11 protein-coding genes are annotated in these 11,326 nt (G+C 65.6%); 7 read left to right on the forward strand and 4 right to left on the reverse strand.

All coding sequences use genetic code 11. The features are described from left to right. Nucleotides 1–93: 93 nt before the first annotated feature. A complete protein-coding gene (locus tag AC3FOF_RS00805) occupies nucleotides 94–1,035 on the reverse strand; it encodes a CysB family HTH-type transcriptional regulator (protein WP_276264377.1) in 942 nt (313 codons plus the stop codon). 157 nt (nucleotides 1,036–1,192) lie between these two features. On the opposite strand from AC3FOF_RS00805, the gene AC3FOF_RS00810 reads away from it, so the two are divergent. The 7 genes from AC3FOF_RS00810 (at nucleotide 1,193) to cobA (ending at nucleotide 8,316) form a co-directional block, all read left to right on the forward strand. Then, nucleotides 1,193–1,966 carry a sulfite exporter TauE/SafE family protein gene (locus AC3FOF_RS00810; RefSeq protein WP_035813982.1) on the forward strand — a complete coding sequence of 258 codons (774 nt, stop codon included), beginning with the start codon at nucleotides 1,193–1,195 and terminating at the stop codon, nucleotides 1,964–1,966. 38 nt (nucleotides 1,967–2,004) lie between these two features. Continuing rightward, complete coding sequence (locus AC3FOF_RS00815; protein ID WP_276264378.1) at nucleotides 2,005–3,696, forward strand: nitrite/sulfite reductase; 1,692 nt, start codon at nucleotides 2,005–2,007, stop codon at nucleotides 3,694–3,696. Nucleotides 3,697–3,713: 17 nt separating this feature from the next. Next, a complete protein-coding gene (locus tag AC3FOF_RS00820; RefSeq protein ID WP_017228582.1) occupies nucleotides 3,714–4,295 on the forward strand; it encodes a DUF934 domain-containing protein in 582 nt (193 codons plus the stop codon). Continuing rightward, nucleotides 4,292–5,080 (forward strand): phosphoadenylyl-sulfate reductase, encoded by a 789-nt coding sequence (locus AC3FOF_RS00825; RefSeq protein WP_017228583.1) that lies wholly within the window; start codon nucleotides 4,292–4,294, stop codon nucleotides 5,078–5,080. Before AC3FOF_RS00820 ends, AC3FOF_RS00825 begins: the two co-directional genes overlap by 4 nt. Nucleotides 5,081–5,091: 11 nt before the next feature. Then, nucleotides 5,092–6,054, forward strand: coding sequence for a sulfate adenylyltransferase subunit CysD (cysD, locus tag AC3FOF_RS00830; protein WP_488725530.1), 963 nt, complete (start codon nucleotides 5,092–5,094; stop codon nucleotides 6,052–6,054). Between the two features lie 139 nt (nucleotides 6,055–6,193). Continuing rightward, a complete protein-coding gene (locus AC3FOF_RS00835) occupies nucleotides 6,194–7,498 on the forward strand; it encodes a sulfate adenylyltransferase subunit 1 (RefSeq protein ID WP_488725531.1) in 1,305 nt (434 codons plus the stop codon). A gap of 47 nt (nucleotides 7,499–7,545) precedes the next feature. Beyond that, on the forward strand, nucleotides 7,546–8,316 hold the full coding sequence (gene cobA / locus AC3FOF_RS00840; protein WP_017228586.1) for a uroporphyrinogen-III C-methyltransferase: 771 nt from the start codon (nucleotides 7,546–7,548) through the stop codon (nucleotides 8,314–8,316). Between the two features lie 229 nt (nucleotides 8,317–8,545). Here cobA and AC3FOF_RS00845 read toward each other — a convergent pair whose 3' ends face one another. From AC3FOF_RS00845 to lptF, 3 genes are read right to left on the reverse strand one after another with little or no spacing between them, the layout of a single operon-like run. Continuing rightward, nucleotides 8,546–8,956 carry a sirohydrochlorin chelatase gene (locus AC3FOF_RS00845; protein ID WP_488725532.1) on the reverse strand — a complete coding sequence of 137 codons (411 nt, stop codon included), beginning with the start codon at nucleotides 8,954–8,956 and terminating at the stop codon, nucleotides 8,546–8,548. 9 nt (nucleotides 8,957–8,965) lie between these two features. Then, a complete protein-coding gene (gene lptG / locus AC3FOF_RS00850; RefSeq protein WP_017228588.1) occupies nucleotides 8,966–10,120 on the reverse strand; it encodes an LPS export ABC transporter permease LptG in 1,155 nt (384 codons plus the stop codon). Then, the gene (lptF, locus tag AC3FOF_RS00855; protein WP_276264383.1) at nucleotides 10,117–11,235 is read right to left on the reverse strand and encodes an LPS export ABC transporter permease LptF; all 1,119 of its coding nucleotides are present in this window, start codon (nucleotides 11,233–11,235) and stop codon (nucleotides 10,117–10,119) included. Before lptF ends, lptG begins: the two co-directional genes overlap by 4 nt. Nucleotides 11,236–11,326: the final 91 nt, after the last annotated feature.

The raw sequence follows: 11,326 nt of genomic DNA on the forward strand, positions 1-11,326 counted from the left end.
AACGTGGTAAATCGATGAAAGCCGGTCAGCCGCCACACGCGCCGGCTGGCGGCCGGCGCACCCCTGGCGGGACCGCGCCCGAGGGGCGGAAAATCAGAGTTCGTAGGCTTCGTGCTCGCCCGACATGGCTTGTTCCACCAGCTTGCGGTTCAGGGTCGGCGAAAACAACTCAATAAAGGTATACACAAAGCTGCGCAGGTAGGCGCCCTGTTTGACCGCGAGGTGCGTCACATTGGTGCCGAACAGGTGGCCGGCGGGGATGCCGCGCAGGTTGCGGTCGCGCTCGGCGTCGAAGGCTACCCCGGCGACGATGCCCACGCCAAGACCAATCTCCACATAGGTCTTGATGACGTCGGCGTCGATGGCCTCCAGGATGATGTCCGGTTTGAGGTGGCGCAGCTCGAAGGCCTTGTCGATCTTGGGGCGGCCGGCGAAGTTGGGGTCGTAGGTGATGATCGGGTAACCCATCAGGTCTTCCAGCGCCAGGTGCTTCTTTTCCAGCAGCGGATGCTCGGGTGGCGTTACCAGCACATGTTGCCATTGATAGCCCGGCAACGAGATCAGGTTCTTGTCCGCGGAGATGCCTTCGGTGGCGATCCCGATGTCGGCGTGATCGTGCAGCACCATGTCCGCAATCTGCGCCGGATTGCCCTGCTGGATGGAAAGGCGCACTTTCGGGTAGCGCTTGGTAAACTCCGCGATCACCCGCGGCAGGGCGTAGCGCGCCTGGGTGTGGGTGGTGGCGATGGTGAAGTTGCCCTGGTCCTGGGCGGCGTAGTCCTTGCCGACCCGTTTCAGGCTCTCCACTTCCTGCAGGATCTTCTCCACCGACACCAGGATGCGCCGGCCCGGCTCCGTCAGGCTGCGGATGCGCTTGCCGTGGCGGGTAAAGATGTCCACGCCGAGCTCTTCCTCCAGCTCGATGATGGCCTTGGAAACGCCTGGTTGTGATGTGTAGAGCGCTTTAGCGGCCTCGGTCAGGTTGTAGTTCTGACGTACTGCTTCGCGCACAAAGCGGAACTGGTGCAGGTTCATATAACTGTGTTCGTATAAACAAACAACTTCTTATTAGTTTGAGATATGAGGCCAGTTTATTACGATTCTCGAACTTTGTTAATGAACCGTCGGAACCTCCGCGCGCGTGCCTCGTTTTCAGGCAGTGGCGGGCACCCACCGGCCTCGTGAGCTCCCCATGTCCCTTGCCTATACCGTTTCCGGTCTGCTAGTAGGCGTCCTCGTCGGTCTGACCGGGGTGGGCGGGGGTTCGCTCATGACGCCGCTGCTGACCCTGCTGTTCGGCTTCTCGCCGGCCACGGCGGTCGGCACCGACCTGGCGTTCGCCGCCATCACCAAGGGGTTCGGCACGCTGGCGCACCGCGCCCACGGCCACGTGCAGTGGCAGGTGGTGCGCCGCCTGTGCATCGGCAGCCTGCCGGCCGCGGTGGTGGCCATCCTGGTGCTCAAGAGCGCCGGCGAACTCAATGCGCAGTGGCTGCACGCGATCCGCCTGACCATCGGCGTGTCGGTGATCCTGACGGTATTGTCGCTGCTGTTCCGCAAGCAACTGCTGGCCTGGCTGTCGCGCAACCCGCAATTCCAGCTCGAAGGCCGTGCCCAGACCATCGCCACCGTACTGGTGGGCGCCGTGATCGGCGTGCTGGTGACGGTGTCCTCGATCGGCGCGGGCGCCGTTGGCGCCACCCTGATCCTGCTGCTCTATCCGCGTATGAAGCCGGCTGAAGTGGCCGGCACCGATATCGCTTACGCCGTCCCGCTGACGGCGCTTGCCGGCCTGGGCCATGTGTGGCTCGGCACGGTGAACTGGACGCTTTTGCTCGCCCTGCTGGTGGGTTCGATCCCCGGCATCTGGCTGGGCGCGCAACTGTCGCGGGCGCTGCCCGAGCGGCTGGTGCGCGCCGCGCTGGCGACCACGCTGACGCTGGTCGCCATCAAGCTCGTCTCCTGAATCCAACGAATTTAACGAATACTGAACGGACCCACACCATGTATCAGTACGACCAGTATGACCAACGCATCGTCAACGAACGCGTGGCCCAGTTCCGCGACCAGGTGCGCCGCCGCATCGCCGACGAACTGAGCGAGGAAGAATTCCTGCCGCTGCGCTTGCAGAACGGCCTCTACATGCAGCGCCATGCCTACATGCTGCGCGTGGCGATTCCGTACGGCCTGCTGTCCTCCAGGCAGATGCGCATGCTGGCGCATATCGCGCGCGAGTACGACCGCGGCTATGGCCACTTCTCCACCCGCCAGAACATCCAGTACAACTGGATGGAACTGGAGCGCGTGCCTGACGTGCTGGCCGAACTCGCCAGCGTCGAAATGCACGGCATCCAGACTTCCGGCAACTGCGTGCGCAACATCACCACCGACCAGTTCGCCGGCGTGGCCCCGGACGAGTCCGTGGACCCGCGCGTGCTGGCCGAACTGCTGCGCCAGTGGAGCACCTTCCAGCCGGAGTTCGCCTTCCTGCCGCGCAAGTTCAAGATCGCCATCTCCGCCTCGGACGACGACCGCGCCGTGGTGCAGATGCACGATATCGGCATCTACGCCTACCGCAACGCCGCGGGCGAGACGCGCCTGCGCGTGCTGGCCGGCGGCGGCCTGGGCCGCACCCCGATCCTGGGTTCGGTGATCAAGGAAGACCTGCCCTGGCAGCACCTGCTGTCGTACGTGGAATCGGCAATCCGCGTGTACAACCGCTATGGCCGCCGCGACAACAAGTACAAGGCGCGCATCAAGATCCTGGTGAAGGCCATCGGCGTGGAGAAGTTCGCCGAGGAAGTCGAGGAAGAATGGCAGCACAGCAAGGATGGTCCCGCCACCATCACGCAGGCCGAGTTCGACCGCGTGGCGCAGTACTTCGCGCCGCCGGCCTACGACAAGCTGGCCGACACCGATGCTTCGTATGAAAAGCACTTGCTGGAAGACAAGGCCTTCGCCCGCTGGGTGAGCCGCAGCGTGCATGCGCACAAGGTGCCGGGCTACGCCGCGGTCACCCTGTCGACCAAGCCGGGCGCGGCATCGCCCCCGGGAGACGCCACCGATGCGCAGATCGACCTGGTCGCCGACCTGGCCGACCGCTACGGCTACGGTGAGCTGCGCGTGGCGCACGAGCAGAACCTGGTGCTGCCGGACGTGCGCAAGCACGACCTGTACGACCTGTGGCAAGAGGCGAAGAAGGCCGGCCTGGCGACCGCCAACATCGGCCTGCTGACCGACATCATCGCCTGCCCGGGCGGCGATTTCTGCTCGCTGGCCAATGCCAAGTCGATCCCCATCGCGCTGGCCATCCAGGCGCGTTTCGACGACCTGGACTATGTGCACGACCTGGGCGAGATCTCGCTCAACATCTCGGGCTGCATCAACGCCTGCGGCCACCACCATGTCGGCAATATCGGCGTGCTGGGCGTGGATAAGGACGGCGAGGAGTGGTACCAGGTCACGCTGGGCGGCGCGCAAGGCAACCAGAGCGCCATCGGCAAGGTGATCGGCCCGTCGTTCAAGGCCGAGGAAATGCCCGACGTGGTGTCGCGCATCATCGATACCTATGTGGCCAACCGCCACGAGGACGAAGGCTTCATCGACGTGCTGGGCCGTATCGGCATCGCCCCGTTCAAGGAACGCGTCTATGCCCAGGGCAGGACCAGCGGGCAGCGCGAACGCGCCGAAGCCTGAGCACCGGAGATAACGACATGGCAAAGATCATTCAACTGCAACGCGGCGAAGGCGCCAACCCCACCCCGGTCATCGTCGACGACGCGTGGACAGTGCTGCGCGGCGCCGAGGGCCAGGCCCTGACCGACGAGCAGATTGTCGCCGCGGCACAAGGCAAGGACGCTGTGCTGTTTCCGCTGAGCGCCTGGCTGGCGCACAAGGACGGCGTACTGGCCGGCCGCGCCGCCGGCATCACCGGCATCTGGCTGGCACCGGAAGACGAACCCGCCGACGCACAGGCCGCCTTCGCCGGCGTGTCCGTGGTGGCGGTGGACTTCCCCGTGTTCCGCGATGGCCGTGGCTTTTCCACCGCCTACCTGCTGCGCACCCGCTACGACTGGAGGGGCCAGCTGCGCGCCATCGGCGACGTGCTGCGCGACCAGCTCAACTTCATGAAGCGCTGCGGCTTCGATGCCTTCGCGGTGCGCGCCGACAAGAACATCGACGACGCCATCAAGGGCTTCACCGAGTTCACCGTGGCCTACCAGGCATCGGTGGACGAGCCGCTGCCGCTGTTCCGCCGCAACCGCGCCGAAGCGCTGGGCAAGGAAACGGTATGAGCGAGATCGCTATCGTCGAGGCCCCCGTCTCCTCGCTGCGCCCCCCGGCACTGTGGACCGCGCCGGAATACACCGGCAGCGTGGCGGATCTCGAGGTCAAGGAGCGTGAGCTGGGCCAGCGCCTGGCGGGCATCGCCGGCCGTTTTTTTCGCGCGCGCTTTGCGTCGAGCCTGGCGGCCGAAGACATGGTGGTGACGGATGCTATCCTGCGCGGTACCGAGCAGGTCCGCGCCGGCATCCGCGTCTTCACGCTGCAAACCGGCCGCCTGCATGGGGAGACGCTGGCGGTGCTGGACGAGGTCAAGGCGCACTACGGCTACGACATCGAGCGCTTCACGCCGGACCCCGAGGCGATCGAGAACTACCTGAAGAACCACGGCCTGAACGCGTTCTACGACAGCGTCGACCTGCGCAAGAGCTGCTGCGGCATCCGCAAGGTGGAGCCGCTGAACCGCGCCCTGTCGCACGCCGATGCCTGGCTGACCGGCCAGCGCCGCGAGCAGGCGGTGACGCGCGCGGAACTGCCGTTCGAGGAAATGGACGAGGCGCGCGGCATTCCGAAGTTCAACCCGCTCGCCGACTGGAGCGAGGCCGAGGTGTGGGCTTACCTGAAGCGCCATAACGTGCCGGTCAACGCGCTGCATGCCAAGGGCTACCCCAGCATCGGCTGCGAGCCTTGTACGCGTGCCGTGCGCGCCGGCGAGGACGTGCGCGCCGGACGGTGGTGGTGGGAGAGCAAGGACTCGAAAGAGTGCGGGCTTCACGAACAGAACATCAAGCATTGAGGCCAGACGAAATGGGCATCATGAACGAAATCGCGGGCGCGCCGGACGTGGCGCATTTGCTGCAAGTGCAGAACGATCACCTCGACAAGCTCGAGGCGGAATCCATCTACATCATCCGCGAGGTGGTGGCGGAGTGCCGCAACCCGGCCCTGCTGTTCTCGGGCGGCAAGGATTCCATCGTCATGCTGCACCTGGCGCTCAAGGCCTTCCGCCTGGGTGAGCGCAAGACCGAACTGCCATTCCCGCTGGTGCATATCGACACCGGCCACAACTACCCGGAAGTGATCACCTTCCGCGACCAGCGCGTGGCCGAGCTCGGCGCGCGCCTGGTGGTGGGCCATGTGGAAGATTCCATCAGGCGCGGCACCGTGCGCCTGCGCAAGGAAACCGATTCGCGCAACGCGGCGCAGGCCGTGACGCTGCTGGAAACCATCGAGTCGAACAAGTATGACGCGCTGATGGGCGGTGCCCGCCGCGATGAAGAAAAGGCGCGCGCCAAGGAACGCATCTTTTCCTTCCGCGACGAGTTCGGCCAATGGGACCCGAAGGCCCAGCGCCCGGAACTGTGGAGCCTGTACAACGCCCGCATGGCGGCCGGCGAGCAGATGCGCGTGTTTCCCATCTCCAACTGGACCGAGCTGGACGTGTGGCAATACATCGCCCGCGAAGCGTTGGAACTGCCGCCGATCTACTACGCGCACGAGCGCGAAGTGGTGAAGAAGAACGGCCTGCTGGTGCCGGTGACGCCGATCACGCCCAAACAGGACGGCGACGTCAGCGAAGTGCTGTCGGTGCGCTTCCGCACCGTGGGCGACATCAGCTGCACCTGCCCGGTGGCCAGCACCGCGGCCTCGCCGATCGAGATCATCGCCGAGACGGCCGTGACCGAGATCACCGAGCGCGGCGCGACCCGGATGGACGACCAGACCAGCGAAGCATCGATGGAACGCCGCAAGAAAGAAGGCTACTTCTAACCCGGATGCTCAGGCGGGCACATCGCGTCGTTGCGAGAGTGCTCGTGTACCAATGTACACGTCGCCCTCACGCGCCTAGCGCTGCCCCCCGCCTGAGCGCCGGAGCGGGCGCTGCGGAGGGAAGAAGAAAGGATTTGACATGACCAAACAAGCATCACACCAAGGCCTGCTGCGTTTCATCACCGCCGGTTCGGTCGACGATGGCAAGAGCACGCTGATCGGCCGCCTGCTGTATGACAGCAAGTCCGTGCTGTCGGATCAGCTGACCGCGCTGACCAATGCCAAGAACAAGCGCACCGCCGGCGAGCAGATCGACTTCTCGCTGCTGACCGATGGCCTGGAAGCCGAGCGCGAGCAGGGCATCACCATCGACGTGGCTTACCGCTATTTCTCCACCGCGCGCCGCAAATTCATCATTGCCGACACGCCGGGGCACGAGCAGTACACCCGCAACATGGTGACCGGCGCGTCCACCGCGCATGCCGCCATCGTGCTGGTCGATGCCACCCGCGTGACCGTGACCGGCGGCCGCGCCGAGCTGCTGGCCCAGACCAAGCGCCATTCGGCCATCCTGAAGCTGCTGGAACTGCAGCACGTGATCGTCGCCATCAACAAGATGGACCTGGTCGAGTTCAGCGAGGAGCGTTTCAACCAGATCCGCACCGCCTACGCCGAGCTGGCCAGCCAGCTCGGCCTGAAGGACGTGCGCTACGTGCCGGTGTCGGCGCTGCGCGGCGACAATATCGTGCACGCCAGCCAGGCCATGCCCTGGTACCAGGGCGAGTCGCTGCTGCCGCTGCTGGAAGCCCTGCCGGTGGAAGAACCCGCTCCCGAGGGCGATGCCGCGCTGCGCTTCCCGGTGCAACTGGTGATCCGCCAGGATGGCGCCCAGGCGGACGATTTTCGCGGCTACGCCGGCCGGGTCGAGGCAGGCACCGTGCGCGTGGGCCAGAAGCTGCGCGTGCTGCCGGCCAACCGCGACGCCGTGGTGGCGGAAGTGCTGACCCCCAACGGCATGGCCGAGTCGGCCAGCGTCGGCGAGACCGTGACGGTGCGCCTGTCCGAAGACGTGGATGTGTCGCGCGGTGATATGTTCGTGGCCGCCGGTGCGGACAGCGCTTCGGCCAGGAAGCTGACGGCCGACCTGTGCTGGTTCGACGACGAATCGCTGAATCCGGCCCGCAAGTACGTGCTCAAGCACACCACGGCCAGCGTGTTCGCGCGCGTGTCGTCGGTGGACCGCGTACTGGACGTGCATACGCTGTCGCATGAAACCGGCCGCCACGATATCCGCCTGAACGATATCGGTTCGGTGCAGATCTCGCTGCAAAAGCCCATCGTTTGCGACGTCTACGGCGACAACCCGGCCACCGGCGCTTTCGTGCTGATCGACGAAGCCACCAACCACACGGTGGCTGCGGGCATGATTCGTGCGTTCGCCTGAGGCGAGTGGATAGGCGAATCGATCAAGCAAACGCGAAGGAGCATGGCATGGGCAAGGTCTACCTGATCGGGGCAGGTCCCGGTGCCGCGGACCTCATTACGGTGCGCGGTGCACGGCTTTTGGGCGAAGCCCAGGTGGTGCTGCACGATGCGCTGGTATCGCCCGAGATGCTGGCATGGTGTCCGCAGGCGCAGCTGATCGAGGTCGGCAAGCGCTGCGGCCAGCGTTCCACCGCGCAGTTGTTCATCAACCGCCAGATCATCGACCAGGCGCGCAAGCAGGATCGCGTGGTACGTCTCAAGGGTGGCGACCCGATGCTGTTCGGCCGTGCCGACGAGGAATTGCAGGCGCTGGAAGAGGCCGGTATCGAGTACGAGATCGTGCCGGGCATCACTGCCGCGCTGGCCGCCGCTTCCGCCATCCGCAAGCCGCTTACCAAGCGTGGCGTGGCGCGCAGCGTCGCCTTCGCCACCCAGGCCAAGGCAGCGGACACGATCGACGTGGAGGCCGATGTGAAGGCCGATACGGTGGTGTACTACATGGGCCGCGACCAGGCGGCATCCATTGCGGCGCAACTGATCGCCCATGGCAAGCCGGCATCCACGCCTGCGTGGGTGGTCGAGGCTGCTACCTCGGCGCACCAGCGCAGCCGCCAGTTCACGCTGCGCCAGATGGCGGCGGGAGAGGCGGCGACGTGGATCGATCCGGCGCAGCCGAGCCTGTTGATGATCGGCGAAGCGCTGGCGTCGAGGGCCAGCGAGGCGGTGCCGCAGGACGTGGACGGCGGCGTTGCGTATGGGGAAACCCGCGCAGCCTGATGCAGGGGCGCCGGGAAGGAAAAAGCCGGGCAACGTAGCGTTGTCCGGCTTTGTCTTTGGGTCTTGGGCTTGCGCGTGGCCCTTGCATCCAATCATGCGTTACGAGGATGCCATGTGCTGGTCTGCTCCCCTCTCCCGCTGGCGGGAGAGCAACCGGGGAGAGGGCGGGCGCGTCAAATGCCGCCGCGTGCTGGTTTTGGCGTATCTTGCCGGTTCCCCGCTCAGTGTCTCAGGCGCTTTGTCCCGCTCCGCCGAGCGTCCCCACGCAATAAGCCGCAATCGCATCCAGCACGCTTTCAGCCTCGCCCACCGCCGTCGCGCAGCGGATCGCCACCCGCGGATGCTGCCGGCGGCAGTCGTCCAGCAGGGCCGGCAGATCACGCCGCAAATGCCCCCCCTGACCAAAGAAGACCGGCACCACGTCGATATCGGCAACGCCCGCCGCGGCCAGTTCGGCCAGCGTGTCCGGCAGTGCAGGCGACATCAGTTCCAGGAAGGCCAGCCGCACCGCGCAATCCGGCAGCGCAGCCGTCAGCTTGGCGTGCAGCCGGTCGAACGGCTCCCGCCAGCGCGCATCGCGCGCGCCGTGGCCGAACAGCACCAGGGCCTGGCGGGGGGCGGGCGTGGCGGGCGTGCTCACGTCCGGTCCTTAGTGCCGGTCAACCCAGCGCAACGCGCCGAGCGCCACCAGCAGGTAAAGCGTGCCGGGAATCAGGGCCGAGACGATCGGCGGCCAGGTATGCAGCAAGCCAACGTGCGAGAACAGCGTATTGGACAGGTGGAAGGACAAGCCCAGCATGATGCCGCCGAATACCTTCACGCCCACCGCCCCGGCGCGCGCGTGCAGGTAGGCGAAGGGCAGGGCCAACGCTACCATCACGAACAGCGTCAGCGGGTAGATCACTTTCTTCCAGAAGGCGATCTCGTAGCGCTGGGTGTCCTGCTTGTTGTCGCGCAGGTGGCGGATGTAGCGGAACAGGTCGAGCGTGGACATCCGCTCGGGTTCGACCAGCAGCACGGACAGGATCTGCGGCGTCAGCTCCGAGCGCATGGCCATGGTGGACAAGGCATGCTGCTCGCCACGGAACGCCGGCGCCAGCGGATCGGCCTTGCCCGCCTCGCCCCTCGGCAACTCCAGGAAACGGGTCTCGGTGACGCCGGAAAGCTGCCAGGACTGGTTGCCTTGGTAGTGGCCTTCCTGTGCCACGCGGATCACGCTGAGCCGGTACTGGTCGTCGAACTCGTAGATGGTCACGCCGGTGATGCTCTGGTCGGGCCGCAGGCCGGCCACATTGACGAAGCGGGTGACCTCGTGGCCCTTGGTGGCGTCGCGGTCGCGGTCCTTGACCCACACGCCGGAGCGGAAGCCCGAGGAGACCGTGGCTCCCAGCGCTTCCAGCTTGATCTTCTGCGCATACTGCTCCGCCGCCGGGCCGATGAATTCGCCGAAGATGAAGGTGGCGATGGCCAGCGGTATCGCCAGCTTGAACAGCGAGAACAGCGCCTGCCGCGTATTGAGGCCGGCCACGCGGAAGATGGTGAACTCGGACTGGCTGGCCAGCTGCGAGAAGACATAGATCGCGCTGATCAGCACGGCGATCGGCAGCATCTCGTAGATACGGGTGGGCGCCTGCAGGATGACGTGGAAGAACGCCACCAGCGAGGTGTAGCGGCCGGTCACGCTTTCCAGCTCGCTGAGCATGTCGAAGAACACGAACAGCGACAGGACCGCGAACAGGATAAAGGCGAAGACGCCGTAGATCAGCCGCGCGAAATATCGCTCATAGACGCGCAATATCTTCATGCCTGGCCTCCCTTGGCCTTGCGCTGCAGGCCGAAGACCGCGCGCCAGCCGCCCAGGCTGCGGTTCTGGCGGTAGCGGAACAGCAGCACCGAGCCGAGCAGGGCGATCAGGTGGAACGGCCACCAGGCCATGGCGAAGGGGATCGAGCCGGAGCGCACCCAGGCCTGGGAGAGGTTGATCAGGTTGCTGTAGGTCAGGTAGATCAGCACCGCGAACACCAGCGGCGTGTAGCGGCCCAGGCGCGGGTTGACGTAGGCGAGCGGGATGGCGATCAGCACGAAGTTGAAGGCCAGCAGCGGCAGCGACATCCGCCACAGCAGTTCGCCCAGGTTTTCATTGGTCGGGTTGCGCAGCAGGTCGATGGTGTCACGGCTCTTGGTGGGCAGGTTGGCATCGGATTCAGGTGGTTTGTTGTCCACCTTGACCGCGTACTGATCGAACTCGACGATGCGGTAGTCGATCTTGCCCGGCGTGCCGGCATAGCGGCGGCCGTTCTCCATCACCACCATGCGGTCGCCGTTGGGCATGGTCTGGAACTCGCCCTGGTGGGCCAGGGCCACGCCGATCTTGTCGGCTTCGGCGTTGGCGACGAAGACGTTGCGCGCGTGCTTCATGTCGGCGTCGATGCCTTCGATGAAGAGCACGTAATTGCCCTTGGCCGGCTCGATGAAGCGGCCGGCGGCGATCATCGACAGCACGCCGCGCTGCTCGAAGCGGTCGCGGAACAGCGCGCTTTGCTGGTTGGCCCACGGCCAGGCGAACATGCCCAGCAGCAGCGACATGATGATGAACGGCGCGGCGAACTGCAGCACCGGTTTGACCAGGTCGCGCAGCGAGATGCCGGCCGAAAACCACACCACCATCTCCGAGTCCTTGTACCAGCGCGTCAGCACGATCAGGGTGGAGATGAACAGCGTGGCCGATAGCAGGATCGACAGGTAGCCGATGGTGGCCAGGCCGATCAGCATCAGGACGTCGTTGGGGCTGGCCTGCCCGTTGGCGGCCATGCCGAGAATGCGGATTACGAGCGAGGTCAGCATGAAGGTCAGCATGACCAGGAACACCGCGCCGGCGGTGTATGCGAGCTCGCGACGCAAGGCTTGTTGAAAGATCATGCGGTGTCGGTTCCGGGCTGCCGGCCGGCGCGGGCGATGCGGTGCGCCGGACCCTGCCAATTGAGGATAGCGGACCGGCTGCAGCAAATCG

The organism is Cupriavidus sp. 96C5-1 (assembly GCF_057798855.1).